The sequence below is a fragment of the Arcanobacterium canis genome (assembly GCF_029625435.1).
GTDB lineage: Bacteria > Actinomycetota > Actinomycetes > Actinomycetales > Actinomycetaceae > Arcanobacterium > Arcanobacterium canis.
Genome location: NZ_CP121208.1, coordinates 1,506,786 through 1,533,513, shown reverse-complemented (window position 1 = coordinate 1,533,513; position 26,728 = coordinate 1,506,786). Strand labels below are relative to the sequence as shown.

The 26,728-nt window shown below is 54.2% G+C and carries 25 protein-coding genes; 17 read left to right on the top strand and 8 right to left on the bottom strand.

What is annotated here, in order from left to right; all coding sequences use genetic code 11:
• Positions 1-105 precede the first annotated feature (105 nt).
• The gene (locus P7079_RS06870; protein ID WP_278012536.1) at positions 106-759 is read right to left on the bottom strand and encodes a potassium channel family protein; all 654 of its coding nucleotides are present in this window, start codon (positions 757-759) and stop codon (positions 106-108) included.
• Between the two features lie 32 nt (positions 760-791).
• Positions 792-2,168, bottom strand: coding sequence for a TrkH family potassium uptake protein (locus tag P7079_RS06865; protein ID WP_278012535.1), 1,377 nt, complete (start codon positions 2,166-2,168; stop codon positions 792-794).
• Positions 2,169-2,358: 190 nt separating this feature from the next.
• On the opposite strand from P7079_RS06865, the gene P7079_RS06860 reads away from it, so the two are divergent.
• The 4 genes from P7079_RS06860 (at position 2,359) to P7079_RS06845 (ending at position 4,075) form a co-directional block, all read left to right on the top strand.
• Positions 2,359-2,574: a helix-turn-helix domain-containing protein gene (locus tag P7079_RS06860; protein WP_278012534.1), complete on the top strand. Its 216-nt coding sequence runs from the start codon at positions 2,359-2,361 to the stop codon at positions 2,572-2,574.
• A gap of 57 nt (positions 2,575-2,631) precedes the next feature.
• On the top strand, positions 2,632-2,730 hold the full coding sequence (locus P7079_RS06855) for a 30S ribosomal protein bS22 (RefSeq protein WP_005504750.1): 99 nt from the start codon (positions 2,632-2,634) through the stop codon (positions 2,728-2,730).
• A gap of 190 nt (positions 2,731-2,920) precedes the next feature.
• On the top strand, positions 2,921-3,397 hold the full coding sequence (locus tag P7079_RS06850) for a MarR family winged helix-turn-helix transcriptional regulator (RefSeq protein ID WP_278012533.1): 477 nt from the start codon (positions 2,921-2,923) through the stop codon (positions 3,395-3,397).
• Positions 3,398-3,409: 12 nt separating this feature from the next.
• Entirely contained in the window at positions 3,410-4,075 is a 666-nt protein-coding gene (locus tag P7079_RS06845; protein WP_278012532.1) for a histidine phosphatase family protein, read from the top strand.
• A gap of 26 nt (positions 4,076-4,101) precedes the next feature.
• On the opposite strand, the gene P7079_RS06840 is transcribed toward P7079_RS06845, so the two are convergent.
• Together P7079_RS06840 and P7079_RS06835 are read right to left on the bottom strand one after the other, a co-directional pair.
• Positions 4,102-4,524, bottom strand: coding sequence for a PLD nuclease N-terminal domain-containing protein (locus P7079_RS06840; RefSeq protein WP_278012531.1), 423 nt, complete (start codon positions 4,522-4,524; stop codon positions 4,102-4,104).
• A gap of 62 nt (positions 4,525-4,586) precedes the next feature.
• Entirely contained in the window at positions 4,587-4,814 is a 228-nt protein-coding gene (locus tag P7079_RS06835; RefSeq protein WP_278012530.1) for a hypothetical protein, read from the bottom strand.
• Between the two features lie 185 nt (positions 4,815-4,999).
• On the opposite strand from P7079_RS06835, the gene P7079_RS06830 reads away from it, so the two are divergent.
• Genes P7079_RS06830 through P7079_RS06820 form a run of 3 tightly spaced genes read left to right on the top strand, consistent with a single transcriptional unit; the run spans position 5,000 to position 8,162 of the window.
• Positions 5,000-6,787: a cytochrome c biogenesis protein CcdA gene (locus P7079_RS06830; protein ID WP_278012529.1), complete on the top strand. Its 1,788-nt coding sequence runs from the start codon at positions 5,000-5,002 to the stop codon at positions 6,785-6,787.
• An 8-nt stretch (positions 6,788-6,795) separates the two neighbouring features.
• The gene (locus P7079_RS06825; RefSeq protein WP_278012528.1) at positions 6,796-7,452 is read left to right on the top strand and encodes a sigma-70 family RNA polymerase sigma factor; all 657 of its coding nucleotides are present in this window, start codon (positions 6,796-6,798) and stop codon (positions 7,450-7,452) included.
• Positions 7,449-8,162, top strand: a complete 714-nt coding sequence (locus P7079_RS06820; RefSeq protein ID WP_278012527.1) for an anti-sigma factor — start codon at positions 7,449-7,451, stop codon at positions 8,160-8,162. Before P7079_RS06825 ends, P7079_RS06820 begins: the two co-directional genes overlap by 4 nt.
• 57 nt (positions 8,163-8,219) lie before the next feature.
• Here the strand turns inward: P7079_RS06820 and P7079_RS06815 are convergent, their stop codons facing one another.
• From P7079_RS06815 to P7079_RS06805, 3 genes are read right to left on the bottom strand one after another with little or no spacing between them, the layout of a single operon-like run.
• Positions 8,220-9,104 (bottom strand): 1,4-dihydroxy-2-naphthoate polyprenyltransferase, encoded by an 885-nt coding sequence (locus P7079_RS06815; protein WP_278012526.1) that lies wholly within the window; start codon positions 9,102-9,104, stop codon positions 8,220-8,222.
• Entirely contained in the window at positions 9,088-10,311 is a 1,224-nt protein-coding gene (locus tag P7079_RS06810) for an AMP-binding protein (RefSeq protein ID WP_278012525.1), read from the bottom strand. Before P7079_RS06810 ends, P7079_RS06815 begins: the two co-directional genes overlap by 17 nt.
• 11 nt (positions 10,312-10,322) lie before the next feature.
• A complete protein-coding gene (locus tag P7079_RS06805) occupies positions 10,323-11,306 on the bottom strand; it encodes a 1,4-dihydroxy-2-naphthoyl-CoA synthase (protein WP_278012524.1) in 984 nt (327 codons plus the stop codon).
• Positions 11,307-11,478: 172 nt separating this feature from the next.
• Between P7079_RS06805 and P7079_RS06800 the strand changes: the two genes are divergently transcribed.
• From P7079_RS06800 to P7079_RS06760, 9 genes are all read left to right on the top strand, one after another.
• Entirely contained in the window at positions 11,479-13,803 is a 2,325-nt protein-coding gene (locus P7079_RS06800; RefSeq protein WP_278012523.1) for an HtaA domain-containing protein, read from the top strand.
• 112 nt (positions 13,804-13,915) lie between these two features.
• A complete protein-coding gene (locus P7079_RS06795) occupies positions 13,916-14,986 on the top strand; it encodes a heme/hemin ABC transporter substrate-binding protein (RefSeq protein WP_278012522.1) in 1,071 nt (356 codons plus the stop codon).
• Positions 14,983-16,035, top strand: a complete 1,053-nt coding sequence (locus tag P7079_RS06790) for a FecCD family ABC transporter permease (RefSeq protein ID WP_278012521.1) — start codon at positions 14,983-14,985, stop codon at positions 16,033-16,035. Before P7079_RS06795 ends, P7079_RS06790 begins: the two co-directional genes overlap by 4 nt.
• Complete coding sequence (locus tag P7079_RS06785) at positions 16,032-16,790, top strand: heme ABC transporter ATP-binding protein (protein WP_278012520.1); 759 nt, start codon at positions 16,032-16,034, stop codon at positions 16,788-16,790. The genes P7079_RS06790 and P7079_RS06785 overlap by 4 nt, the downstream gene beginning before the upstream one ends.
• Positions 16,780-18,525 (top strand): ABC transporter ATP-binding protein/permease, encoded by a 1,746-nt coding sequence (locus P7079_RS06780; RefSeq protein ID WP_278012519.1) that lies wholly within the window; start codon positions 16,780-16,782, stop codon positions 18,523-18,525. Before P7079_RS06785 ends, P7079_RS06780 begins: the two co-directional genes overlap by 11 nt.
• The gene (locus P7079_RS06775; protein WP_278012518.1) at positions 18,518-20,254 is read left to right on the top strand and encodes an amino acid ABC transporter ATP-binding/permease protein; all 1,737 of its coding nucleotides are present in this window, start codon (positions 18,518-18,520) and stop codon (positions 20,252-20,254) included. Before P7079_RS06780 ends, P7079_RS06775 begins: the two co-directional genes overlap by 8 nt.
• 39 nt (positions 20,255-20,293) lie before the next feature.
• Entirely contained in the window at positions 20,294-21,346 is a 1,053-nt protein-coding gene (locus tag P7079_RS06770) for an o-succinylbenzoate synthase (RefSeq protein WP_278012517.1), read from the top strand.
• Positions 21,347-21,412: 66 nt separating this feature from the next.
• Positions 21,413-23,002, top strand: coding sequence for a 2-succinyl-5-enolpyruvyl-6-hydroxy-3-cyclohexene-1-carboxylic-acid synthase (gene menD, locus P7079_RS06765; protein ID WP_278012516.1), 1,590 nt, complete (start codon positions 21,413-21,415; stop codon positions 23,000-23,002).
• Between the two features lie 155 nt (positions 23,003-23,157).
• Positions 23,158-24,669: a trypsin-like peptidase domain-containing protein gene (locus tag P7079_RS06760; RefSeq protein WP_278012515.1), complete on the top strand. Its 1,512-nt coding sequence runs from the start codon at positions 23,158-23,160 to the stop codon at positions 24,667-24,669.
• Positions 24,670-24,720: 51 nt separating this feature from the next.
• Here P7079_RS06760 and P7079_RS06755 read toward each other — a convergent pair whose 3' ends face one another.
• Positions 24,721-25,995, bottom strand: coding sequence for an isochorismate synthase (locus P7079_RS06755; RefSeq protein WP_278012514.1), 1,275 nt, complete (start codon positions 25,993-25,995; stop codon positions 24,721-24,723).
• Between the two features lie 40 nt (positions 25,996-26,035).
• On the opposite strand from P7079_RS06755, the gene P7079_RS06750 reads away from it, so the two are divergent.
• Positions 26,036-26,722, top strand: coding sequence for a demethylmenaquinone methyltransferase (locus P7079_RS06750; protein ID WP_376986739.1), 687 nt, complete (start codon positions 26,036-26,038; stop codon positions 26,720-26,722).
• The last annotated feature ends 6 nt before the right edge of the window (positions 26,723-26,728 follow it).

Genomic DNA, 26,728 nt, shown 5'->3' with positions numbered 1-26,728 from the left:
AAAATTGACGATCACTTTGCGGCCGACAGGGAAAAGCCCTCATCGTCAAATGTGCGAGATCACTCAAAAATTCCGCCGACGTCGTCGCGCGAGACAAGCCAGTGCTCAGCGGCCAGCGAACTCCTCTAAAAGTCCTGGCTCGCCGGAGACAATGAGCGTATCGCCGACACCAATTTTCGTTTCGGGTGTGGTGTACTCGAATGGCTGACCAGGTGATTTTACACCGATGATCGTCACTCCGTAGCGCTCGCGAACGCGGCTTTGTGCCACGGTAAACCCAACCAATTCCTTGGGTGGGTACATCTTGACGATGGTGAACTGATCTTCCATTTCGATGTAGTCGAGCATCTTCCCCGACAACATATGTGCTACTCGCTGCCCGGCGTCATATTCGGGATAGACGACGTGATGTGCTCCAATACGGCGCAGAATTGTGCCATGTTCACGCGAGGTCGCCTTTGCCCAGATTTCCTTCACGCCGATGTCCACGAGATTCGCTGTGATCAGCACGGACGCTTCAAGTGACGTTCCTACGCCCACGACGGCGACATCGAAATCATCGGCGCCGATTTGGCGCAGCGCTTCAGCATTGCGAGCATCAGCCTCAACCACGCCGAAGCGGTGGGACCACTTTTGCGCCAGTTCGTCGTTTGCCTCGACGGCGAGTACTTCCTTGCCGAGTTTATCGAGTGTGATGGCAATAGCGGTACCAAATCGGCCCAGACCGATGACGAGCGCAGCTTCGTTTTTCTTGGCCATAGTCTCCCTTTCGTTGCCTCAATCGTAACGGGTTAGCCGATGATTGGGCGTTCCACGGGGAGTCGCAGAACACGGCGTCGGTTGCGCAGTGCGAGCGCAGCCGCGAAAGTCATCGTTCCCACGCGCCCCAGGTACATCATGACAATCAAAATAGCTTTTGCTGAAGTCGGAAGATCTGCGGTGATGCCGGTGGACAGACCACACGTGGCAAAAGCTGAGATCACCTCAAAGAGGACTTTGTCGAGTGGAATGTTAGTTAGTTGAAGGAGAAGTAAGGTAGCCGTGCCGACCATAAAGGCACCGAGGAAGGTGGCAGAAATACCCAGGCGGACGACGTCGGGAGGGATGCGCTTGCCGAAGGCTTCCGTGTCACGGTCGCCTCGGGCTTCAGCGAGAATCGCCAAAAGTAAGACAGCGAAAGTCGAGACCTTGATGCCACCGGAGGTTGATGCTGAGCCGCCGCCAATAAACATCATGATGTCGAACATAAACCACGTTGACTCGTTCATTTGGGAGGTGTCAACGACGGAGAGGCCAGTTGAGCGAGGTATCGTCGCCTCGAACATCGATGTCAACACTTTGGAATGCGGAGGAAGATCGCCGATGGTTTTTGTATTCGCCCACTCAAGCAGGGCAAACAGGATGACACCAATAATCCAGATGAGGAAATACGTCACCAGCGTGATCTTGGTGTGAAGTGACCACGACCGAACACTGCTGCGGTGCGAGGCGATATTGAGCATCACGGGGAAACCAATTGCGCCGACGAATGTCCCCAAAATACACGGCAGGCACACGAACCAATCGCCGGCGAAAGCCTCCATCCCTTCGGGCCAAATGACGAATCCGCCATTGTTGAACACTGAGACAGACAAGAAAAGGGAATGGCCGACGGCTTCGAGAGCGGATAGACCACGGCTGATGAGGGAGGGGATAAAAACGAGGAACAAAATTCCTTCGCCGAGGAGAGAAGTGACAAGTACTGCGCGCAGGAGCGAGCCGACTTCGCCAAGGCGAGATTTCGTTTCCGTTGCGGTGAGAATGCGTTGAGTGAGGCCGATGTGGCGCGAAACGGCCAAGCCCAAGATGGATGCCAATGTCATCACGCCCAAGCCGCCGACCTGCATTGCGATCGCAATCACCACGCGGCCAAATCCTGACCAATATGTTGCCGTATCGACGACGGTCAATCCTGTCACGCACACAGCAGAGGTTGCTGTCCACAGCGCTTCCATCACGCCGGCACTTCCTGGCACTTCGGATGCAAAAGGTAAAAGAAGGAGGGATGTGAAAAATACAATGATCAGGGCAAAGACGATCATCGCCAGTCGGGCGGGCGAACGTTGCGCAAAGGCATCAATGCGATCACGGATCGTTGGCTCGGTGGTTCCAGGAGCGCTGACCCTCATCCCTTTTCCCTTCTGTGGACGCGTGTGCGTGCCTATCGTATCGCGTGGGACAATTTCGTGAGATGTATGCGGTTAGTGAGGTTATCAGGTATTCTTGAGGATGATGTAGCGCGTCAGAGAGTGTATTGGCGCGTCAATGCTTCTCACACAACGTCAGGCCGTACGGCCGTACGCAAAAGGAAATGGTTTCATGGCACAACTTCCATCGTCGGCGCCGCAGTTTTTCACGGTTGCTGAGGTTGCTGAGTTGACGCGAGTCTCTCGGATGACCGTGTACCGCATGGTGCATTCGGGAGAACTTCCCGCTGTCCGCGTAGGGAACTCGTATCGCGTGCCACGTTCCGCGCTTGAGCGCTTGATCGGCGCGGCATCGCCCGTTGAACGCCGTGAAGTTTCCGGCGCTTGATGTTGTAGGGTAGTATTCATTAAGTTCAGCATCAGTTAGTACGTTCGGAGGTAACCTGTGGGTTCCGTTATTAAGAAGCGTCGCAAGCGTATGTCGAAGAAGAAGCACCGCAAGCTTCTCCGTAAGACTCGTCACCAGCGTCGTAACAAGAAGTGACATCTCAAGCAGGAGCCGAAAGGCTCCTGCTTTTTCTGTCTTCGGTGGTGGTGCTGGTAAGGTATTTCGTGCAATATTAGTGATTTAAAGAAATTTACTTTCCCTTCATTGTGTAGTACAATATTCAACAATCGGGGGTGAGGTGATCGCACATAGTCTTCGCCCCTGGAAGATTTTCAAGGAGGGGCCAATGGCACAAAACGAGCATGAAGTTGAATGGCTTGATGAGCAAGAACAAATTGCTTGGCGTCACTTCCTGCGTGGTACGGCTTATGTGCTTGAGCGAATCAACAGAGACATGGTTGAGGAAAATGGCATCACATTTAACGAGTACGAGGTGCTCGTGCGCCTCTCAGAATCTCCCAATCGCAAAGCTCGCATGTCGCAGCTCGCCAAGAACCTCGTCCACTCGCGTTCCCGTCTGACACACACAGTCTCTCGTCTTGAGCAGGCTGGATATGTTCTACGCGAACCGTGCGCGGATGACCGCCGCGGAATCATGTGTACTTTGACTGATGAAGGCTTTGCTAAGTTAGAAGAGTCAGCTCCAAAGCATGTCAATTCAGTACGCAAGCATCTGCTCAGCAAACTCACGCGTGAGGAATTCCTTGCGCATGGAGATCGATCTGCGAAGCTTCTTGATGAGGCCGATTTCTGTCAGCTCTAGTAGGCTGATCGCATGGAAATGACTACCGTGCATCTTGTCCGCCACGGCGAAGTGGATAATCCCACGGGGATTCTCTACGGGCGTCGTGGCGGGTTTCATCTCACTGACCTTGGCCATCAGATGGCGCAGGGGCTTGGCCGCTGGTTTGAGGCGCACGATGTTCGCACGGTGATCACTTCACCTCTCGAACGAGCGATTGAGACCGGAACCCCCACGGCTGAAGTCTTTGGTCTTGAAATTGAACACGATTCTCGACTCATTGAGGCTGATAACAAGTTTGAAGGGCTTGCGATTAATAAAAATCGCCTTGTTCTTCTTTCGCCCAAGTATTGGCCCTGGTATATCAACCCGGCAAAACCATCGTGGGGGGAACCATACACCGAGGTTGTCGATCGGATGTCGCGTGCTGTTGCTCATGCGCTGGAGGTCGCCCGAGGAGGCGAAGCGGTGCTTGTCAGTCACCAGTTGCCGATCTGGACGATGCGATCCTTTGTGGAGGGGTACTCAATGCTCCATGATCCGCGTCGGCGCCAGTGTTCGCTTGCGTCCGTGACGTCACTGAATTTTATTGATCATCAGTTGGTCTCGGTGAACTATGCCGAGCCTGTTGCTGATTTGATGCGCCAAGCCTCTGATATGACTCCTGGTTCGAGTGAGGCTGCAATTCACGGGCGATAGTGTCATGCCCGACGTCGTTGGGGTACTTACTTGTTGCCGTAGAGCCCGCCGTGCTCTTCGTCATCGGAACGCTGAGGTTTTTCTTTGCGCGCTTTATCGTCTTTTTCTTGACGTTGGCGCTCTTGCCAGGCCTTGCGTCGATTTTGCGCATCAAGGCGCGCGAGGAAGTCAGGATCGTCGTCGGGAGCAATCGGGGCAGACGCGTCGCGGTTCTTTTTGATCTGTGGGCCGAAAGTGGACGTCCCTGGACGTTGGAAGGAATCCTTTGTCACGACGTGGTGGTATTTCAGTCCGAGCCACACAAGCGGACCGAGGATAGGCACCAGAACGAGAAGTACCCACACGGGCCGGGAAATGCGGCGTGCAGGCATATCGGAAGAGCGAATCACGTCGATGAGAGTGTAAACGTGAAGCGCGATGACAACCAGAATAAGAATGATTCGAGCCACTCACTTAGCCTAACTGAAAACCGGGTCCGATACCCTCTGGGAGGGATCGAACCCGGTTTTGCTCACTTACCGTCGGACATCTTGCCGTCGGACATCTTGCCGTCGGACATTTTGCCGTCGCTCATTTTGCCGTCGGACATCTTGTCCTTATCGTCCATCATCTTGTCGGTCGATGGAGCGTGGGTCATCTTGTCGTTGGTCATCTTTTCTGAACCGGAATTGCACGCGGAAAGGCCGGCAACGGAAGCGAGAGCGATCATGGTCAGAGCGGAGATCTTACGGATATTCATGTGTATTCCTTTGTCTACTGTGCTGCGCCTGATGCGCGAGCGTTCAGTAAGCGTTCGGAACCCGATGCGGCATGGATTGGACGAAAAGGTGTGAACCACGCCACTGAAGAATAGGTGAGTGAATCCAATCCACCACGTCAGTAGATCCGAATGTCTTTTCGAAAACATCGTGAAAGGATCTCGCTATGGTCACCATCCTCATTGGCTTATTAGGAGGCTTCATTACCGGTATTTCACCGTGTATCCTCCCTGTCTTACCCGTTATCTTCCTCTCGGGAGGTCTACAGTCCGCCCGTGGCAAATCTGGTGCCGCAACGTCGAACCTTATCGGAGTCGGCGGCGGCAACCTCATCGGTAACGGCACATCGGGTAACCTCATCGGCGCCTCTGGAAGCGGCGTGGCAGGCGCACGTGCCAACACTGCAACAGCCGCCAGCCCGACGTCGGCGGCGGAAGTTTCGCGCTGGCGTCCATACTTCGTCGTCGGCGGACTCGTCCTGAGCTTCACCTTCTTTACCTTGCTCGGCTCGACTTTGCTCAACCTCTTGCTCCTTCCGCAAGACACGATCCGCTGGGCGGGAATCATCATGCTGGCGACGCTGGGTGTGGCGATGCTTTTCCCGCGTTTTATGGAGTTGCTTGAGAAGCCATTTGAACGTTTTGGTCGCCGTGAAACTCACTCGTCGAACGGTTTTGTCTTGGGTCTGGTGCTGGGTGCTGCATACGTGCCGTGTGCTGGCCCGGTCTTGGCGGCAATCGCTGTTGCCGGCTCAACCGGCATGATCGGTGCAGACACCGCTCTCCTGGCACTGTCGTTCTCCATCGGTACAGCGATTCCTCTTCTGTTCTTCGCCCTTGCTGGCCGACACCTGGCTGAACGAATCAACGCTTTCCGATCTCGCCAGCGCGCAATCCGCATCGGTGCTGGCCTCGCACTCATCGCACTCTCGATCGGAATGGTCTTTAATCTCCCGGCCTATCTGCAACGCGCACTTCCTGATTGGACGGCCTCGGCACAACAGAAAACGGAATCGCTCCTGCACGGTTCAAACGGCGGCGCGTGTGCTGACGGTGCAACTGAATTGGGCAATTGCGGCCCGCTCGCACAGATTTCGCCTGTGGCATGGCTCAACACTGAGCAAGAGAAGCCTGCGTCAGTAAAAGGCAAGGTGAGCCTCGTTGACTTCTGGGCGTATTCGTGCATTAACTGCCAGCGTTCGATCCCCGGCGTGGAAAAGCTCTATGAAACATACAAGAATGCTGGACTTGAAGTGATCGGCGTCCATTCGCCCGAGTATGCCTTCGAGAAGGAAGTGCGTAACGTCCGTGCAGCAGTCAAAGATTTGGGCATCACCTATCCGGTAGCGGTTGATTCGAACCTCACCACCTGGACTAACTTCGATAATCACTACTGGCCTGCACATTATCTGGCTGATTCGACCGGACAAGTGCGTGCGATTAAGTACGGTGAAGGTGGAGAGGCAAACACTGAGAAGCTCGTTCGCCAGCTCTTGAAGGAAGCCAACCCGAAGGTGGAGCTGCCACCGGCAGTGTTTTCCTCCGACGACCAGGTCACATCAAGCCCGCGTAGCCCCGAAACATATTTGGGTGCGCAGCGCGCACAATACGCGGTGGGTGAGCCGATTACCCTCGGAGAGCACCGTGCGACCTTTCCTGAAGATATCCCGATGAACCGATTCGCAATCGGCGGCGGGTGGAAAGTCAACGATCAGTCGATTACGCCAAGTGAGCCGGGAGCGCAGCTCAAACTCAATTGGTTTGGCAAGCAAGTGAACCTTGTCGCCTCGGGATCAGGAAAGATCCGCTGGCAGATGGGTGATAAAAGCGGGGAAGTAGCTGTTCCTCAGGTTCCGAATATGATCACCCTGATCGAAGAGGCAGGCGGTACTGAAGGTGTCCTCACTCTCAGTGTCGATCCTGGTGTGGCACTGTACTCTTTCACCTTCGGGTGAGCCGAGTGATGACAACACTGACTTTCCTCCCGACGTCGGTGCCACCGGCGTCGGGAGGCGGGCACCAAAGTCGCGACGACGGGCGCATGGTGAAGCGGCGCGTTGCAGGTTACGATTACCCGGTGATAACCGATATTGATTCTGTGGCGCTTGCCCGGGTGGCCCAAGGCGATCGCGATGCGTTCGCACGTGTCTATGACACGTGGTCAGGCAGGCTGTTGACACTTATTGTGTCGATTGTGGTCGATCATGCGCAAAGTGAAGAAGTCCTCCAGGAAGTGTTCTTAGAAGTATGGCAGCGTGCCCATACCTTTGATGCGACGAAGGGGAGCGCCCGCGCTTTCCTCGTGACACTGGCTCGACGACGTGCAATTGATCGAGTGCGTTCAGCCCAGGCGGCACGCGACCGCGACAATGCTGTGCCGATTGAACGTGAATTCGATGAAACAGTGGCAGAAGTTGAACAACGTATCGTCGCTCGCGATGTGCGGGCGGCGCTCGAAGAAATTGGTGAGCCACATAAATCAGCAGTTGAGCTGGCGTTTCTCACTGGTCTCACTCACGCGCAGATCGCTGATCTGCAACGCGTTCCTCTCGGAACGGTCAAAACTCGGATCCGTGATGGTTTGGCAAAAATGAAGAGAATTTTGGAGGGCGAGCGATGAAAGACGACCGTTTTGATAGCGCTCATGACAACCCCGAATTTGGTACCCCTGAAGCGGAGGTCCTTGGGGTGCTCGGAGCCTCTTTGGCTCCCACTGAGCCACCAGCTCATGTGCGCGAGAACTTGATGGCCCTCATCGGTGCGAATAATGCCCAACCTCCTCTGGATAATGTCCGTCACGAAGCAGACGTGGTCGATATTTCGCGCCGACGTCGGTGGAGTCGAGTGGCGATGAACGCTGCGGCGGCGGTGGCGCTCGTTGTTGTCGGCGTCGGTGTGGGACGGTGGAGCGCAATGGGCTCAATGGAGAACGTGAGCCACTACGCTGCACTCAACGAAGCTCAAGACGTTGAACGTGCCATGACCACGATGGATGATGGTCACAAAGTGACGTTGACGTGGTCGCAAAGTATGGATATGGCTGCGGTAACATTCCCAGCGGAACTGCGAGCCCCACGCGGGCAAAGTCTGCAGGTGTGGGTAGAGATGGACGGGAAAATTACCAGCGGAGGCATATACGCCCCTGGCAAAGACGGCTCATTTTCATTCGTCAAATTGATGCCGGAGCCGGGCGCGAAAGTCTTTGTCACCATTGAGCCCGCAGGAGGTTCTTCCGCGCCGACGTCGGCGCCGATTATCGAGTGGACGATCAGTGCCGACGGGGGCGCTCAGCCGAGCCCAACGCCGCAGTCGGAACCAGGTCGAGCTTAAAAACAGCCGCCGGCATTGGCAAGTCCCAATGCCGGCGGCTGTTGTGAGAAGGAATTTTTATCGCTGTGCCAGAGCAATCGATACAGCGATCAGAACAGCGTAGGCAAGCTCAAATAGGCCAGTGTTTCGCAATACAGGGATCAACTCGGCTCCTTGAGCGCCCAGCTGTACAGGCTTGATCACAATGATGTATCCGATCAACAGCACGATGAGGCAGGCCGACAAGTAGAGCCCTCCCACAGAGACCAGGGCAGCTGCTGCAAGGAGTGCTCCGAGCAAGAGCAGAATGAAGGCCCAGCGTGCAGCGCTATCACCGAGACGCACAGCGAGCGTCTTCTTCCCCGACGCTGCGTCGGTTGGGATATCACGAAGATTATTGACCATCAGAAGAGCACATGCGATAAAGCCAATTCCTGTACCGGCCACCCACGTGTACCAGTAGGCAACATTGGATTGCGTGTAGACAGTTCCGACGGTGGCGACCCACCCGAAGAACACCATGACGAAGACTTCGCCCCATCCGGCATAGCCGTAAGGATGTGTGCCGCCTGTGTAAAACCATGCAGCAACGATTGCTGCAGCGCCGACGGCAATCAACCACCAATGTCCGCTGATCGCCACCAGTGCAAGACCAGCCACAGCCGCCATTGCGAAGAAACCGAAAGCCGTGAATTTCACTGTCCTTGGTGCAACTAAGCCTGAGCCAGTGAGACGTGTGGGGCCGGTGCGTTCAGCGTCGGTGCCACGGATGCCGTCGGAATAGTCGTTGGCGAAATTCACCCCGATTTGGAGGAAGAGAGCGACAAGGGCCGCAAGGAGAGTGCGTACCCACGAAAATGAGCCTTCACCGAGTGTAATGCCTGTGGCGAGGATTACCGGAGCGAGCGAGGCGGGCAGAGTGCGTACGCGTGCTCCCTCGAGCCAGTCATTCGTGGATGCCATGTGTATTCTCCCATTCTGTGAGACGACGTGTAAGCTCACGCCGGTCAATTTTACCCGACGCTGTGAGTGGCCATGTGCCGCCAAAAGATGTGATGTCGTAGACGCGTGCAGGTGCCCAGCCCTCGCCCAAGCGCTCTTTGAGACGCGAACGTACTGTGTGCTGTGCGAGAGGGGAGGGAGAGTCAACGACGGCGACGACGCTGTGGCCCCAACGTTCGCTCGGAACGCCAACAACAACTGAATCTGCTCCGTATTCGGCGGCAATTGCGTCCTCGATCAGCCGCGGCATCACTGTCAGGCCGCCTGTGGTGATGGCGTCGTCGATGCGCCCCATAATTTCGCATTGACCGGCCGGTCCGATGCGCCCAACATCTTTCGTGTGATGAGTGCGGCGGCCAGTGTCGTCGGTTGAAAAAGCATCGGGATCCACATTTCCGAGGTATCCGCTGGCCACCATCGAACCAGAAAGAGAAATGCGGCCCGTAGTGTCACAAGAAATTTGGGTGTCACCGATGGGGTAGCCGTCGTAAATGCACCCTCCACATGTTTCGGTCATGCCGTACGAGGTGGCAATTGTCAGGCCGGCAGCGCGGGCCTGAGCCAGCGTGGAAGGAGCGGTGGCTGCTCCCCCCGTGAGTAAAAGTACCGGGAGGAGCGTATCAATAAGCTCGGGTGACTCCAGGATCGACCGAAGTTGGGTGGGCACAACGGAGAGATAGACCGGCCCGCGTTGAGCCGCTTCGGCGACAATTTTCGCTGTGATCGCGGTGTCGTGCAGGGGCACTGCCTGGGGAATGTCACCTGCAAGGAGTGAGCGGAATGCTGTCTGGAAACCGGCGATGTGGTGATACGGCAGGTCAGCAAGCCACACGCCCTCGCCCCGAAGTGCTTGATGGGTGGCTGTCGCGCTCGCGTACAGCTGATCGAAACGAATCGCCACAATTTTCCCTGTACCGGTGGTCGATCCCGATGTGCGCATCAGTAGCGCCGTGCCTTGAGGAATTCCTAGAGTGGAGGCTTCGTCAGCTGCTTGATGCAGATCTGTGCCAGGCTCAACGAGAAACAATGGCCGCACAGGTTTGCCTTCTTGCCATGAATGAAACTCTGGCTGAAGTTTGGCCATCAGGTGGGCGAGGGCGCTCGGCCCTCGCCCACCGTGGATCACCTGTGGTTGTTCATGAGTGAGCTCATGGAGTTCTGTGCCCATCGCGGTGGCTATCAGGCGTAGTAGGGGAAGTCAGACCAGTTGGGTGCGCGATGTTCCAAGAAGGCATCGCGGCCTTCTTGCGCCTCGGAAGTCATGTAGGCCAAACGCGTTGTTTCGCCAGCAAATACCTGTTGACCTGCCAGGCCGTCGTCGGCAAGGTTGAAAGCGAACTTGAGCATCCGAATGGCTTGCGGCGACTTAGTGCGGATAATGGCGGCGTACTCGAGAGCTTTTTCTTCCAGTTGCTCATGGGGTACTGCCTCGTTGACCACGCCCCAGCGCTGCGCGTCTGCGGCTGAGTACTCGCGTGCGAGGAAGAAAATTTCGCGAGCTCGCTTATCGCCGATCTGGCGTGCGAGAAGTGCTGAGCCGTAACCAGCGTCAAAGGACCCCACATTCGCGTCAACCTGCATAAAGCGGGCGTGCTCGATCGAGGCGATCGACAGATCACACAGAACATTAAGCGAGTGACCGCCGCCGGCAGCCCAACCCGAGATCGCTCCAATAATGACCATGCCGGAATTGCGCATCAGACGCTGGACTTCGAGGATATGCAGGCGCCCCGCGCGAGCGGGATCGATGGAATCGCGTGTTGCTTTATTTGCGACGACGTCGTCGCCTCCGCCGTCGTAACGGTAACCGTCACGTCCGCGGATACGTTGGTCGCCACCGGAGCAGAAGGCCCAACCGCCGTCTTTCGGGGATGGCCCGTTGCCAGTGAGGATAACTGCGCCAACCTGGCCGGTCAGGCGTGCATGATCGATTGCGCGGTAGAGCTGATCAACGGTTTCGGGGCGGAAAGCGTTGCGCACTTCGGGGCGGTTGAAGGCGATGCGCACTACTGGCAGATCGTGCTCGGAGAGAATTTCGCCGTCGTTGCCAAACTCGCGCTTGACGCCGCGATGGTAGGTGATATCCGCATCAGGGAAGCCGTCAACGCTTCGCCACACGCGCGGGTCAAAGAGGTCAGATACTTTTGCGGGGAGTTCACTCATGGGTTCATTGTGCCATTTTCTTTTGTGATCTTTTCGCGCTGGGTAACACGTAACCGTGGAAGAGGGGCACAAGCTCGAAGAATAATGTGATGAGAGTTTTGCTTAATTCGAAAAAGTTAGGGTATCCTAAATTTGGCCGATCGAGAAATGCGACCAAAATGAAAGGACCGAAATGCCGAAGAAAACTACGGCGCTATTAGCCACAATGGTGTTATCCATTGGCTCACTGCTGGGAACCTCAACAATTGCCTCAGCAGCGCAGTTACCGTTTGCTGCGACAAACTCGGATAAATCGTCCTTGGTGAAAGCACCAACAGAAAACGTGAAAAGCGCTGGGGACGCCACAGCACAACCCGTAGAACAAGGGTGTGCTGCTTGGGCTCCCGATAACCGCACATCCAACGTCAAACTGACAGTGACGAAGCCAGATGTTATTGACGTGACAAAGCCAATGACGTTCACAGTACACGGCACAGGATACGATCCCAAAACCGAAGCCCCAGCTAGTGCTGGAGTTTATATCTTGGTTGATTCGATCGAGGTCTGGCGCATTAATAAGTGTTTGACGCTCACTGGTGATGGTGGTCTTTTCGCACGTTGGATCCCCAGCGCAGAATTTAAAAATGGCGAATTTACCTACACGTTCACCGTTCCGGCGGACACGTTTAAAAAGGGTCACACCTATTCTATTGGCGCAATTGGCGCTCATGCCGCTGCGCTCAGTACACGTTACTTTGACCGCGGCATTGAGCTGAAAATTCCTGGCACATACAATGGATCCGTTAAACCTGTTAAATCCGTCACGACAGAGATTACAGGTAAAAAGAAGAATGATGTGAAGGTCAATTGGGACTTCGATGGTGACTATTCCGCTTATAAATGGCGCGCCTCAATTGAATGTGTCGATAAATGTACGTCAGTCAAGAAAGTTCGTGCAATCGATCTATCAAAGTCAGCAGACCGCAGCTACACCTTTGAAGATTCAGACAATGGCATCTACGTGCCTTCAGTAATAGCGATGAAAGAAGTCGGCGGCAAATACATTGAATCGGATCCTGTCAAAGGTAAGAAATTTGCTATCGGCGTTGAACTTCCACCTGAGCCAGCACCACAAGCTCCAGCCGCTACGGTGAGGGTTCCTGCGCATAATTTATCCTGGTCAGTGACCAACACTTATGCTAAGTACTTGGCGATGCCTTTCGTTGGTGCAAAAGTGACATCAACTGATGGCGCAGTCTCAACCTTTACCTTGAAAGATCCTGCGAAAGGCGCTTTCGTTTTCCCCTATGCGGGCACTACCCCAATCGATGTCACATCAGTGGATAGACTTTCCTTCAAGGGGTCAAATCGTGTCACTGGACACAAAGGCGTCATGGATACGACAATCTCCAACCCCGCCCTTGTCAAGAATGCTGATGGCACATGGGCGCTGAAAGCCACACTCAACGCAAAATCTCGTGAGGGCAAGCACATCAATGTTGACAACGGAACAGTCCTCACTGGTGCCAAGCCGTCTATTAGCGTCAAGAACGGCCTTGCCACATTCGTCTTTTCTGGTTTCACTTTCGCCAAAGACGGCTCGAACGCACTTGGGAACGCGGTAGGGAACAAAGCATCTGACATTACGGTGACAGTTCCAACGACGTCGAAGGACATCCTTAAACTGGCCTCTCCGGGGAAAAAGATGCAGGCAATGCCTGGAAAGAAAGCTCCACTTTCCGCCTCCCCGACGTCGGAAAATAAGACTCGCAATACGCAAAAGACAGGAACACCTGCTCAGAAGTGCTACGCGGATCCCACGAAGAATCGGGTAACGAGTGGAACATTGAGCTGGGGACTGCGTTCGAGCTTCACAAACTACGTACAAGGCTCTATCGCAAAGGGCGCGATCTCTCCGAAGAACGTGACTTTCGCCAACCGTCAGTTCATGTTCAAGGTTTCGGGTGGACATTTCGACACCACAGCGCAAACGGGAACCGTGTACTACGCAGGTTCAGTTCACTTTAGTGGTCATGACGGCAAACTCAATATGACCATCTCGAATCCGTCACTGGTTATTTCAGGTAAATCAGCTACTCTCTACATGAATGTTTCCAGCTCTTCGATGGACGGTAAAGTGACTAACTATGGCAAGATTGCCTTTGCGAAGGTGGCTCTTTCCAAGCTTTCTGCCAAGAATGGAACGCTGAGCTTTGATAGCTCGTCTGTGTCCTTGACTGAAACTGGCGCAAAGGCATTCGCTGGATTCTACAAGACGGGCGAAGCCCTCGATAATCTCTCGGGCACCGCAAAGATGGTTCCAAATTCGCAGTGTACTGAAGACGGTAAGCTGAAAGTCTATGACGATTTCGGCAATGTTTCCTACAAGACAAACAATGCCGATGGCTCGAAGAATCTGCCCTTGACCGGTACGTCAGTGTTGCCTCAAGCAGCATTCGCCCTCCTGGCAATTGCTGTGGGTGGTGTCGTGGCACTCTGCCGCCGTCAAAAGGCCTGATGACATGATGTAGGGTGTGGGGACGTTGTGTTTCTTCCCCGCACCCTACATCGCTTTGTCCACATCCATAACTGTATGATTTTTCCTATTTTATTCGAGTGAATTGAGTACTATGCATCGTCTGCGCCTCGCCGCCCTTGCTTTGACCGTCCTTATTCTTGCTGGATGCTCGGCAAACCCTCTCCCAGCTCACCAACCCAGTTCACCCTCGTCGGCGGCTCGTTCTTCCTCAAGCCCGCGGCTACCAGATCCGCGTTCGCTTAGTGGAGTAAGCGAAGTGGCCGATATTGCGCAACCGCGCCCAATTGAAGGGAATTTTTCGCAAAAACTCCCCGTCACTGTTAAGGACTACGAGGGAAATATGGTGAAAGTTTCTGATACTTCACGTATTTTAGCCCTTGATATTAACGGCACACTTTCGCGCACGATTATCTCTTTAGGTCTGGGAAAATCAATCATTGGGCGCTCGATATCCTCTACAGAGTCATCTTTGGCAAAACTCCCCGTCGTCACTGAAAACGGGCATCAACTTAATGCTGAGGCGATTATCTCCCTACGGCCGAGCGTTGTATTGGCAGACCGTAGCGTTGGACCACCAGAAGTCCTCGATCAGATTCGTGCTGCTGGTATCCCTCTTGTTCTTGTCTCACCCGATCGAAAAATTCATACAACTCGGGATTTCATCTCAACTGTCGCCCATGCTCTGGGCGTTGACGAGGCCGGAAAAGCTCTCGTGCAAAGAACTGAGAAAGAAATTGAGGCTGCGCGCGAGCAGATTGCGCAGTGGAAACCGCGTGATCCCCTTAATGCTGCTTTCTTGTATGTGCGTGGAAACGCAGGAGTTTTCTTCTTGCTTGGGAGTAAGGACGGAGCTACAGAACTCATTGAAGGCGTTGGCGCACGCGATGTCACAGCATCTGCGGGAATCACATCCGTAACGCCGGCGAGCGCTGAAGCGCTGATTTCAGTGAATCCGGAAGTTATTTTTGTTATGCGCGATGGTCTGAAATCCACAGGCGGAATCGAAGGTCTGATGGCGCGCCCAGGAGTTGCGCAGACGCGCGCAGGGCAGAAGAAACGTGTGATTTCGATTCCCGATGGCATTTCACTGTCTTTTGGCCCGCAAACGGGCGATATTCTCCTTGCCGTTGCTCGCGCAATGTACGGAGTGCCCACCCCATGATCCATTCCTGGCTTCATTCCCATCGACGCCGGCGCTTGACACTCGCGTATAGTGCGCTTTTCGTCCTTCTCATCGGCGCTGTGATCATTTCTGCCTCCAGCGGGCAATTGACAATTGTCCCAACTGATATTGTGCGAGCTATTGGCGCCAAAATATCTCTTACTGATCCCCCCACTGACCAATTGGCGATGACGACGTTGTGGACCATTCGTTTCCCTCGCATTATCCTTGGCGTCCTTGTGGGGGCAGCCTTGGCCGTTGCAGGCACAACGATGCAAGCAGTGTTTTCCAACCCGCTAGCAGAACCATCGGTGATCGGGGTGTCTTCAGGAGCCGCAGTAGGAGCTTCCGCCTCGATCGTGTTTTTCCCCGCAGCACTATCAGGTTTTGCTGTTCCACTCACTGCTTTCTTGTGCGGACTCATTGCGTCATTCGTGGTGTATGTACTTGCGAGATCGAATGGGCGGGCGCAGGTACTTAACCTCGTCCTAACGGGAATCGCAGTGACGGCGGTATGCACTGCACTGACGTCGATTGCCACATATATTGCTCCAACGACAGCACGCGATCAGATCGTTTTTTGGCAAATGGGGTCCCTTTCCGGAGCCACATGGAAGCAGGTATTCATCGTCGGTGTCATCGTTTTCATTGGCACAACCGTCAGTGTGCTTATCGCACGTCAGCTTGACGCACTCGCGCTGGGAGAAAACGCTGCCTGCCACCTTGGAATCAATGTTCAAGCGCTGCGGATTACTGCGATCACAGCTGCTGCACTTTTAACAGCTGCTGCCGTCTCATATGCGGGTGTCATTGCTTTCGTTGGATTGGTGGTACCTCATGTTTTGCGTCTGATCCTCGGTCCTCTTAACCGCTATCTCATCCCAGCTGTATTCCTAGGAGGCGCTGTGCTGATTACAGTTTCAGATCTCATTGCCCGAAATCTTATTCCTTTCGCAGATCTTCCCATCGGTATTTTCACTTCGCTTTTAGGAGGGCCGACATTTTTCGTCCTCTTGCGTTCACGAATGCGCCACGGAGAAATCATATGAGAGCAGTTAGCGCACAAAACCTCACGTTTTCCTATGGACACACCCCTGTCCTGAAGGGAGTTAATCTTGATGTCAACGCAGGGGAAGTCGTTGGTTTATTGGGGCCAAACGGAAGTGGTAAATCAACTCTTATCGGTGTTTTAGCTGGCGATCTCAAAGCTCATGGGACAGTTCTCATTCACGAACGCCCACTAGAGCAATATACGAGGAAACAACTGGCTCAAACCCGATCTGTTATGGAACAATCTGGGTCATTTCCCTTCGACTATCTGTGTGGCGATATCGTGGCAATGGGAAGGCTGTGCTGGGCAAGCTCCCCAGAAGAAGATGCACGCATTGTGGAACTATCAATGGTAAAAGCACAGGTGAGTGAGTATGGGCCGCGAGTGATTACCCAATTATCTGGTGGACAGCGTTCACGCGTAACATTCGCTCGCGTTCTTGCCCAAGAAGCACAAGTAGTTTTCCTCGATGAGCCAACCGCTGCACTCGATATTGCTCACCAGAAACGCACGCTTCATATATGCAACGAGCTTGCCCGTGAAGGACACTGCGTTATCGCTGTCATGCACGATATTCAAGTTGCTGCATCCCACTGTGACCGCATTGCTTTAATGAACGATGGAAAGATTGTTGCCTACGGGACACCGCGCGAGGTATTGAAACCATCGACACTCACGCAAGTCTACGGATGGCCAATTGACGTGCTAGAAGTTAACGGACGTATCATCGTCATTCCAACCGATGGGAGATAATGTGAAAAGCAAACCTCGGTCTGTGAAAGTCTCAGTTTTTTCCCCGCAAGCTAGGCGCGACACGTTCCTTGTTGGGATTTTTAGACTCGCGAGTGGCTTGGCTACTGGAGCTTTACTAGTCAATGTTGCTGACCATTTTGAATCTCCGCAGCGTGGGTGGGGATTGGCTAGTGTGTGTCTGGTGTTCGCCGTCGTTGCTAGCGGATGCGAAGTTTATTATGGAGGATACGCTGCACGACGTGAAGAAAAGCGCCTCAGGCGGCGCGTGTTAGACCATCTGTATTCCACGTTGGGATCAGTGCCCAACCAGCCAGGCAAAGCGGTTCAGCTTCTGACAGACAACATCGAACGTGCCACCGAATACCGCCTGACGTATCTTGGGTCTACGCTTGCCGCGTTGACCTTACCTTTTATCGTACTGACATATGTGGCTATCGCTTTTGATCCGCTCACTGGCATGACGGTGATGGCACTTGTGCCTCTCATCCCGTTTCTGATTGCGGGATTTATGCGATTGTGGAGAAAAACATCGGCTCATTCTCGTACCGAACGTGCCAAACTTGCAGGCGCATATTTGGATGCGATCCGCAATCTTGTTCTCATTCGTTTGCTTGGAGCAGGACCGCGTATCGAAGAGAAATTGCGTGTACAAGGTGAAGCAAATCGCCGCGCAATCATGAGGCTTCTTGCAGGGAACCAAATTGTCATTATCGTCCTTGACGGTTTGTTTTCTTTGCTCCTGGTTTGCCTCACGACTGTACTCGCGATCAACCGCTACGGCGCAGGTGCGCTCACGTTAAGTCAAGCAATTGCGGTAGTTTTGCTCGCTACTCTTTTGATTGAACCGCTTGTCCAGGTCGCTGGGTTTTTCTACGTCGGTATGGGAGGAATTGCCTCCACGCGGGCATTGAAACGCTATCTGAGTGAGGGGACAACTGGCACAGCTGTTCGCGAGAAGGAAACTGCATGTGTGAAAGGCCAGCTTTCCGACGCGCGAGCGCCGCTTTCTCACGAGGCTACGGAAGATGGTGCAAATAGTGGAAGTAGCTCCACCACCGGCACCGGTGTGATTTGTGTGCGAGAAGTCAGCTACGACTACGGCCGAGGAACGGTACTCGATGGCGTAAATCTTCGTATTGAAGCAGGGCAGCGGGTGGCGATTGTTGGGCCATCAGGTGCGGGCAAATCTACACTACTCAAACTTATGCGCGCAGCGCTTGTGCCAAGTTCTGGGAAAATCACAATTGCAGGAGTTGATATTCACGCTGCGCCACAGGAATACGCGCGCAACCTCACCGCCGTCGTCGCTCAACAAACCTGGCTTTTTACCGGCACTATCGCTGATAATTTGCGTCTGGCCCAGCCGCAGGCAACTCAGCAACAGATGTGGGAAGCACTTGAGCGAGCACACGTGCGAGGCGAGGTTGAACGGATGCCACGCGGATTGGACAGCGAAGTAGGGGAACGAGGCGCTCTGATTTCAGGTGGCCAAGCCCAACGCATCTCTCTTGCACGCGCGCTGCTGAGCGAACGGAAAATTCTTTTTCTCGATGAACCAACATCCCAAGTCGATATGCAATCAGAAGCTGAGATTACTGCGGCGCTGAGTGAATTGGATCGAGATTTAACGATTGTGGCTGTCACTCATCGTCGTGCACTGGCCGAGCTTGCGGATGTTATTTACGAAGTGCGCGATTCTCGCCTGCGCCAGGTCACCATGGACGAATATGAATAAGAGGCAAGTGATGAGTGTAGTGAATAAGAAAAAGAACACGCGTTTGTTGATTGATGAACAACGCTCAGGCAGGCCATCTCCGACGCTTAAGCAGCTCATCTCGTGGTTGACCTCAATCACCCGCCCAGTTCATGCGCCGCTGTATTTATCCACTGTTTTGCGCATTATCAATCTGAGTTTGGATATTGCGCTTTTCGCAGTGGCGAGTGGCGGATTGGTGAGTGTTCTCCAATCTGGTTCAGGCATCACAACAACGGTTTTTTGGCTTGTCGTGATTTGTATATGTAAAGCAAGCGCTTATTATGGCGAACAGTTCCTTGGACATTTTGTTGCGTTTCGGGCGCTGGAATTGTTGCGCACAATGGTGTTTTCACGGTTGTGGCCTCAAGCCCCTGGGGTGGTGTTTACATCTCGCAGTGGCGATCTGCTCACGTCGATTACGCGGGATGTGGATCGTATTGAAGTTGTTTACGCCCATACTTTTGCCCCTGTGGTTTCGGCTTTGGTGGTGCCTGTGGGGGCTGTTATTTTCAGTGGCGCAATGTGGGGGCTGTCAATTGCGGCAATTCCAGCGGTGTGTGTCTTTCTTTCGCTTTTCATCGTTCCGTGGCTCGGTTTGCGTTCTGCTTTCGCTGCCACACGTCAGACCTTATCCGAGCGCCGTGATCTGAGTGCTCATATCACCGATTCTGTTTTTGGTGCTGAAGAAGTTGTTGGTTATGGGCGCCGCGCGGATCGTCTTGAAGAACAGGTAGTATTGGAGGACGCTATTGCGCGTTCTTCAGCGCGGGCACGACGTGGAAATGCTGTGCGCCGTGCCAGTAATCTTTTCTTGACTCTTGCAAGTGTGATTGGTGTTGTGAGCGTTGGGCTGACACAATCCTTGGCGCTTCCTGTGGTAGCGGGGCTTGCAGGAGGTGCCTTGCGTCTTTTTGAAGGCCCGCGAGGTGTAGAGGACGCGGCTGGATATTTAGATCATTCTTTGGCAGCAGCTCGGCGTTTATGGGAAATTTGCCACAGTGAGCCGCTTGTTGGTGAGGGAAGTGCTGTGTTGCCCGACGGCGAACTGGACGTGGAGTTTCACTCGGTTTCCTACCGTTATCCGCAGGCGTATCACAATGCGCTTGATCATGTTTCGTTCACGGTTCGCGCTGGGGAACATGTGGTTGTGATGGGACGATCTGGTTCAGGAAAAACAACGGTGGCGAACTTGCTCTTGCGTTTTGATGATCCTACTTCAGGTCAGATCACGGTTGGGGGAATGGATATTTCGCAGATCCAATTGGATTGCCTGCGGAGTTTAATTGTTTGCGTCAGTCAGCGCAATGATCTTCTCGATATCTCGATTCGCGACAATCTTTTGTTGGGTGCGCCCAACGCATCGGAAGAAGAACTGTGGCAGGCGCTTGAGAACGCAGCGATTGCCGATGAAATACGCTCAATGCCTGAGCAACTCGATACACTCGTTGGCTCGGCTGGTTCGTCTCTTTCTGGTGGGCAAGCTCAGCGCATATGTTTGGCGCGGGCATTGCTCATGCGCCCTCGTGTGCTTGTCCTCGATGAGTTCACGGCTCAACTCAACCCAAGCCTTGAACGCCAAATTCGCACCCGACTTGCGGATTGTGATCTGACGATCATTGAGATTTCACATCGAGAACAAGCTGTGGTGGGCGCTGATCGCATTATCGTTGTGGATCGAGGAATCGTGATGGAGACTGTAGAGCGGTGAACACGGGTGCGAATGGTGTGATGAGCACAGCGTCGTAATATGGATACCATGCATGTGCGTTTTTATCCGTATTCGATTCCTTTATCGCATCAGTTTCGCAACATTATGCAGCGTTCAGGGTTGATTGCTTTGCGGGAGGACGTCGATCCTGCTGGCCCTCTATCGGTGCATGGTAGGCGCGTTGACGTGGCAGAAGTCAGCCCATTTTGGGATTACGGCGTTGAGCTTTCTTCCCGCTGGGTGTTGGCTGGAATGGAGGCGTTGAAACACGGTTATCCGCCGCCTGTGCGTACTCGAATCCCTATTAACGTGACAATTCCAGCGCTTGACCCACAAGAATCAGCGCGAATTGCACGCGAAAGTGGGGCACACACCGCGAAAGTAAAAATTGCGCAGGAAGGGCAAACGCACGCCGAGGATATTGCCCGTATTGAAGCAGTACATGATGCCCTTCCTCAGGCGCGAATCCGCGTGGATGTTAATGGTAAGTGGAGTGTTGAGGAAGCGGCGCGGCGTTTGCCTGATTTGGATCGGGCTGGTGGAGGTTTGGAGTATGTTGAGCAGCCCTGCGCAACGACGTCGGAACTTGCACAGCTTCGCCGCCTGGTCAGTGTGCCGATTGCGGCTGATGAATCGATTCGTTTAGTTGACGATCCTCTCCAAGTAGTGCGTGAAGGCGGGGCAGATATTGCTGTTATTAAGAATCAGCCTGTAGGGGGTGTGTGGCGTGCTCTCGATATCGCTCAGCAATTGGGATTGCCTACTGTCGTTTCTAGCGCATTGGAAACATCGGTGGGTCTAGCGGCTGGCTTGAGTTTCGCGGGTGCGCTTGGGCAGCTCGATTATGCGTGCGGTTTGGGTACTCTTTCTCTTTTCACAGCAGATACTGTTACCGATTCACTCACTGTTCGCAGTGGATATTTGACTGTTGCGCGCTCGTTTACGCTGCGCGCGGATGTGGGTGCTAGTGAGGAGCTTAGTGCGCGTTGGGCGGTACGCTTGTCGATGATCTGGGAGTATTTGCAAGCGAAGGGTGAAATTTCGGCGGATGATACGTATGAGCTGGTGTCTTTGGAATCGGTATTTGCGTAGTGAAGCACGGTGTTGATCGATACAGTGCAGGGACAAGACGGAGCATGAGTGAGGAATGAGGGCATAATGACATCTGAGCGCGTTGCACGCACGGTAATCTCTGCTTTGGTGCGGGCGGGAGTGACAACGTTTATCTTGTGTCCTGGTTCGCGTTCAGCTCCGCTTGCCTATGCGCTTTACGACGCCGAGCGGGCGGGGATGTTGACTTTGCACGTAGAAACCGATGAGCGCGTGGGTGCTTTTGTTGCTCTGGGTAATGCTTTAGCGGGCACAGTAACGGCAGTTGTGACGACGTCGGGGAGTGCGGTTGCGAATTTGCACCCAGCATTGGAAGAGGCTCACCGTGCAGGAGCAGCGGTAATTGCGCTCACTGCGGATCGGCCTCATTCACTGCGAGGTGTAGGGGCTTCACAAACCACTGATCAGCTCGCTGTTTTGCGTGGTTCTGTGCGGGCGCAGTTCGATCTTCCAGCTGGCACGAAGGACAATTCGCTGCACGGGATTCTCACGCGCGCTGTGAGGATTGCGACGGGTGTGGCTCTTGAATCTGCTGGCCCTGGCCCAGTCCAGCTCAATATTGGTTTTGAGCCGCCATTGGTGCCCTCAACTTCCTGGGAGACGGTTGAACGTGATTGCCGTGAACAATCTGTCCAGGTGGAAGATGCGAAGACCGTTGTCATTGCTGCGCCAACGCATCTGCGTGTGGAGGCCAATGATCTTGCCGGGGTGCCTGTGCTTGCTGAGCCTTCGAGTCCGCTGTGGGGTTCGGCGTCGGCAATTGCCTGCCACCCAATTCTTTTGCGAAGTCAGTTAGCGAAGCATATTGAGCGCGTCGTGGTGATCGGGCATCCAACCTTAACCCGCGAGGTGTCGCAGCTGTTATCCAGGAGTGATATTGACATTGTGGTGGCCGACGATGTGCCGACTTACACCGATGTTGCTGGTGTGGCTCGTATCCTTCCGCTTGAGCAAGCTCTTGGCATGGCGACGTGGGATACGCACTGGCTTTCCCAGTGGAAGGCTTTGGCTCGTATAGCGGGCGGAGTGCTCGATGCCCGTGCAGGAGAGGAATTGTCGTTTGCCAATATTGCGCGCTCACTTGATCCGCGCGTGCCGACGCTGCTGGGTGCGTCCTCGATCATTCGCGAAGTGAATCTCTTTGCTCCCGTAGGGGAGGGGCACTCGTTTATGGCGAATCGTGGTTTGGCAGGGATTGATGGGACTATATCCACTGCAATTGGGATAGCAATGGTTCGAGGAAGCGCTCGTGTTGTTATCGGAGATTTGACGTTTATTCACGATCTCGGTTCCTTGGTTCATACAGCGGGACAAGAAAGAGTAAATCTCGATGTAGTCGTGATTGACGATCATGGGGGATCTATTTTCGCAACACTTGAACACGGGCAAGCTCCCCAACAGTTATATTCGCGCGTTTTTGCGACTGCGAAAGAAATTGATATACGCGCTTATGCACATGCAGTTGGTGTGGCGTTTGAGAAGGTGGAGAACATGTCTCAGTTGCGCAGCGCTCTTGCGCGAAAGCCTCAGGGCGTGCGGATTGTGTATATTGATCTCGGTTCGCAGCCAGTCCAAGTACTCAAAAGTCAACGTCGTGCGCTTCAAGAGGAAATTGAAAACAGTCTTCCCCCAGCATAACGATGCAGTTCGCTTTCGGCGCAATCCTTCCAGAAAACTTCCAGAAGATTTCCATTTTAGGATGAGTTCTTAGTGAAATCTTTGTTGTGTTGGCACAGTAAAAAGCACCTTGTGAGTGTTGTGTGCAAAGTACGTGAAAAAGTGAGGTATACGAAATGAATGAAGAATTTGACCAAGAGCGTCAGCCAAGTGGTGAAGAACCACGCCAGTCACAGCCTTCGATGAATCTACCGGCCTCACAGTCTCAGTCCCCAGGACAACCGCAGATGCAGGCGCCGCAGTCGATGTTCTCTCAATCCTCCGTGCAGGCTCAGCCTGAACGATCTACGCAACCGCTGCCCGCGTCGAACATTGGGCAGGAGAGCACACAAACACCACCCGCGCAGCCGGCGTCGGCGTTCAGTGGTCAACAGGCGACTTTCAGTGGTCAACAGGCGGCGTTCAGTGCCCAACAGGCGACTTTAGGGAACGAAAATATCTCCTTCGATTCGACGCCCGAAAATATACAAGCGGCGACTGAGGGAGCAAAGAAGACAAAGAAAACTCGCCCGGGCTGGTCAGCTGTTATCGCAGCCTCCATCGTTGCTGCCCTCGTTGGAGGTGGAATCGGATATGGGGCGGTTTATGCCGACTTTGGTAAAGCACGCCCTGCCGCAGTGTCATCGACTCACACTGGCGGCAGCACTGCGGTAGTGAAACAGGCTGCGAACAATGCGCCTGACTGGCAAGCAGTCCATCGGGCAGTGAGTCCAGCTGTTGTTGCTATTACCAACTCTTCGCAGGAGGGGTCTTCTGCAGGCTCGGGCGTCATTATTGACAAAGACGGCCACATCATTACCAATAACCACGTTATTTCCGGTGCAGAACAACTCCTTATCTCACTTGCAGACGGGCGTGTGTTTAAAGCTAAGCTCGTTGGAACTGATCCGGCCACAGATCTGGCAGTCATCAAGCTGGTTGAGCCGCCAAAAGATCTTGCATTCGCACAAATTGGCGATTCTTCTCAAGTCAAAGTCGGTCAAGCCGTTGCAGCAATTGGAAATCCGCTCGGTTTGGAAGCGACGATGACCACGGGGATCATCTCCGCCCTTGACCGTCCAGTCACCACACGCGGCGAAAATGCAGATCCTTTCGCTACACGCCAGGCCACCCCAGTGGTGACTAACGCGATCCAGATCGATGCTGCGGTGAACCCAGGGAATTCTGGTGGGCCGGTTTTTGATTCTGAAGGACGCGTTGTCGGTATTGCCTCTTCGATTGCATCGATCGGGCAATTGCGTGGGCGACAAGCAGGATCAATTGGCTTGGGATTTGCAATTCCTGTGAATCTGGCAAAAAACGTTGCCGATCAGCTCATTAAGAACGGTGTGGCAGAACATGCCTTTTTCGGTGTGACAATTTCCGACGGCGTTGCCCAGTTCAATGGGCAGGCGCGAATCGGCGCTCAAGTCCAGTCGGTCACCCCAGGCACTCCAGCAGCGAAGGCAGGCATCCGTCCTGGTGACGTTATCACCAAGATTGATGGACATAACGTTTCTGGCGGCACGTCGCTGACAGGATATGTCCGCCAGTACAAGAGCGGTGACGTCGTCACTGTGACATTCGACCGTGATGGCAAACTGCTCGACGTCGATGCCACCTTGGTGACACGTCCAGACGCAAAGTAAATGGCAAAGTGGCTGTTCCACTTGAAGGAACAGCCACTTTTGTCTTAACTGCTACTCGTTGTGAGAGCCAGCATGTAACGCCGTGAGAATCGGAGCGAACTTCGCGCGAGTTTCTCTATATTCGCTGTCGGGATCCGATCCTTCGACGATCCCTGCTCCTGCCCAAGCCCGCGCATGTGACGGGGTCAGCATATGCAAGCAACGAATAGCCACGGCCCACTGTCCTTCACCTTTGGCATCCATCCAGCCGACCGGTGCCCCGTAGCGATCACGCTGAGCGGGTTCGAGTTCAGCGATCATGTCCATCGCTGCGCCACGCGGCGTGCCTCCCAGTGCTGCGGTGGGGTGGAGCGCTCCAGCGATGTGCAATGCTGTGGCGTCAAAAGATGGGGTAGCAATCAAGTCAGTCGCGATATGCGAAACATTCGCGAGTTTGAGTGCAAAGGGCTCACTGGCGCTCACGGAACCGAGCTTTTCGAGGGCGCTGCGTGCGCTCGCGGCTGCGAGATCGTGTTCAGCACGATTTTTCGCAGTCATGAGATCGTGTGCGTCGGGAGAACCTGTTCCTGCCAGCACGCGCACGGTGATTCCCTGTGCGCTTGTTTGCGCCAACATCTCCGGCGTCGCGCCGATCAGACCATCAACGTTAAATGTCCAGCACTGCGGGTAGGACTGGTGGAGATGAGTGGCCAGCGTGCGCTGTGGAAGATCTTCTTCTGCAGTGATGTCGATGGACCGTGCAATCACGACCTTTTCTGCCTGTCCTTGTGCGATCGCCGAGAGCGTGTGGCGAACGTTGTCGAGAAATTGCTCACCGGACGTGTCATCGATAGTGAAGGGCGGCATTGCCTTAAGCGGGAGGGACGTTCCTTTCAGCGCGTGATCGAGGAGAGCTTTCGCAGAATCGTCAAGCGTGTCGAAAACATCAACTCCGACGACGCCGGTGATCGTTACCCACGCGTCATCTCCGCGTCGTCCCACGAGGACCTGGGGAACGAGCAACACTGAGCCTGCAGGTGAAGAGGCGTCAAAAGAAAACGATCCGAACGAGACTAAACCAGTACCGGGTCTGACCACGTCGTCGCGAATTTCGGCCTTGTCGCTCAACAGTTTCCACCATTGTGAGGCTTGAGCAAATCGGCGCGAGTCGTCGGCATTCTCATCTCCTCGCGGCTCTAGATCGAGCCGAGCCGCGACCCCGGCTCCCACAAGTCCATCGTCGCCATGTAGCCAGACATGCGCCCCGACGTCGGGGATGAGAGCCTCCAGATTAGGCAGGTGGGGAAGTCGGGTGGTCTGTGCTCGTAGCTGTGGCATCGTCAACATGGACAAGAATCCTACTCGCACAGGTGGTTAAATGCTTTGTATGAAGCGAGCCACATTGGACAAGAAGCCGGGTGACGTGTCGAGCATGTTCGACGACGTTGCTGCGAAGTACGACCTGATGAACACCGTGTTGACAGGCGGCCAGATTTTTAGCTGGCGCCGCACCACAACGGCGGCGATTGCGCCGAAGCCGGGTGAAAAGATCCTCGATCTTGCCGCTGGCACGGGCACGTCCGCAGCACAGTACGCTAAGGAAGGCGCCGACGTCGTTGCCCTCGACTTCTCCGCCGGGATGATTGAGGAGGGAAAGCGTCGCTATCCCCATCTGGAATTCGTCCAAGGCGATGCAATGAATCTGCCTTTCGATGACAACACCTTCGATGCGGTGACGATTTCTTACGGCATTCGCAATGTCAACGACCCGCATCAGGCATTGAAAGAAATGTATCGCGTGGTCAAGCCTGGCGGTCGGTTGGTTGTGGCGGAGTTTTCGTCGCCGTCGAATGTTGCATTTAATCAGCTCTACAGTTTCTTCCTCTCTTCGGTGATGCCGTTGGCTGCAAGGTTCTCCTCTGATCCGCCTGCGTACGACTATCTTGTTGAGTCGATTCGTCAGTGGCCTGCCCAGCGTGGCTTTGCGAAGTGGATCCAGCGTGCGGGCTGGCACGACGTCGAATTTAAGAATCTGTCCGGCGGAATCGTGGCATTGCATCGGGCCTGGAAGTAAGAATGA

Excerpts from the sequence above, each read along its gene's own strand:
- P7079_RS06870 (WP_278012536.1), bottom strand. The coding sequence starts at position 759 with ATGGCCAAGAAAAACGAAGCTGCGCTCGTCATCGGTCTGGGCCGATTT.
- P7079_RS06865 (WP_278012535.1), bottom strand. The coding sequence starts at position 2,168 with ATGAGGGTCAGCGCTCCTGGAACCACCGAGCCAACGATCCGTGATCGC.
- P7079_RS06860 (WP_278012534.1), top strand. The coding sequence starts at position 2,359 with ATGGCACAACTTCCATCGTCGGCGCCGCAGTTTTTCACGGTTGCTGAG.
- P7079_RS06850 (WP_278012533.1), top strand. The coding sequence starts at position 2,921 with ATGGCACAAAACGAGCATGAAGTTGAATGGCTTGATGAGCAAGAACAA.
- P7079_RS06845 (WP_278012532.1), top strand. The coding sequence starts at position 3,410 with ATGGAAATGACTACCGTGCATCTTGTCCGCCACGGCGAAGTGGATAAT.
- P7079_RS06835 (WP_278012530.1), bottom strand. The coding sequence starts at position 4,814 with ATGAATATCCGTAAGATCTCCGCTCTGACCATGATCGCTCTCGCTTCC.
- P7079_RS06830 (WP_278012529.1), top strand. The coding sequence starts at position 5,000 with ATGGTCACCATCCTCATTGGCTTATTAGGAGGCTTCATTACCGGTATT.
- P7079_RS06825 (WP_278012528.1), top strand. The coding sequence starts at position 6,796 with ATGACAACACTGACTTTCCTCCCGACGTCGGTGCCACCGGCGTCGGGA.
- P7079_RS06820 (WP_278012527.1), top strand. The coding sequence starts at position 7,449 with ATGAAAGACGACCGTTTTGATAGCGCTCATGACAACCCCGAATTTGGT.
- P7079_RS06815 (WP_278012526.1), bottom strand. The coding sequence starts at position 9,104 with ATGGCATCCACGAATGACTGGCTCGAGGGAGCACGCGTACGCACTCTG.
- P7079_RS06810 (WP_278012525.1), bottom strand. The coding sequence starts at position 10,311 with ATGGGCACAGAACTCCATGAGCTCACTCATGAACAACCACAGGTGATC.
- P7079_RS06805 (WP_278012524.1), bottom strand. The coding sequence starts at position 11,306 with ATGAGTGAACTCCCCGCAAAAGTATCTGACCTCTTTGACCCGCGCGTG.
- P7079_RS06800 (WP_278012523.1), top strand. The coding sequence starts at position 11,479 with ATGCCGAAGAAAACTACGGCGCTATTAGCCACAATGGTGTTATCCATT.
- P7079_RS06795 (WP_278012522.1), top strand. The coding sequence starts at position 13,916 with ATGCATCGTCTGCGCCTCGCCGCCCTTGCTTTGACCGTCCTTATTCTT.
- P7079_RS06790 (WP_278012521.1), top strand. The coding sequence starts at position 14,983 with ATGATCCATTCCTGGCTTCATTCCCATCGACGCCGGCGCTTGACACTC.
- P7079_RS06785 (WP_278012520.1), top strand. The coding sequence starts at position 16,032 with ATGAGAGCAGTTAGCGCACAAAACCTCACGTTTTCCTATGGACACACC.
- P7079_RS06780 (WP_278012519.1), top strand. The coding sequence starts at position 16,780 with ATGGGAGATAATGTGAAAAGCAAACCTCGGTCTGTGAAAGTCTCAGTT.
- P7079_RS06775 (WP_278012518.1), top strand. The coding sequence starts at position 18,518 with ATGAATAAGAGGCAAGTGATGAGTGTAGTGAATAAGAAAAAGAACACG.
- P7079_RS06770 (WP_278012517.1), top strand. The coding sequence starts at position 20,294 with ATGGATACCATGCATGTGCGTTTTTATCCGTATTCGATTCCTTTATCG.
- menD (WP_278012516.1), top strand. The coding sequence starts at position 21,413 with ATGACATCTGAGCGCGTTGCACGCACGGTAATCTCTGCTTTGGTGCGG.
- P7079_RS06760 (WP_278012515.1), top strand. The coding sequence starts at position 23,158 with ATGAATGAAGAATTTGACCAAGAGCGTCAGCCAAGTGGTGAAGAACCA.
- P7079_RS06755 (WP_278012514.1), bottom strand. The coding sequence starts at position 25,995 with ATGTTGACGATGCCACAGCTACGAGCACAGACCACCCGACTTCCCCAC.
- P7079_RS06750 (WP_376986739.1), top strand. The coding sequence starts at position 26,036 with ATGAAGCGAGCCACATTGGACAAGAAGCCGGGTGACGTGTCGAGCATG.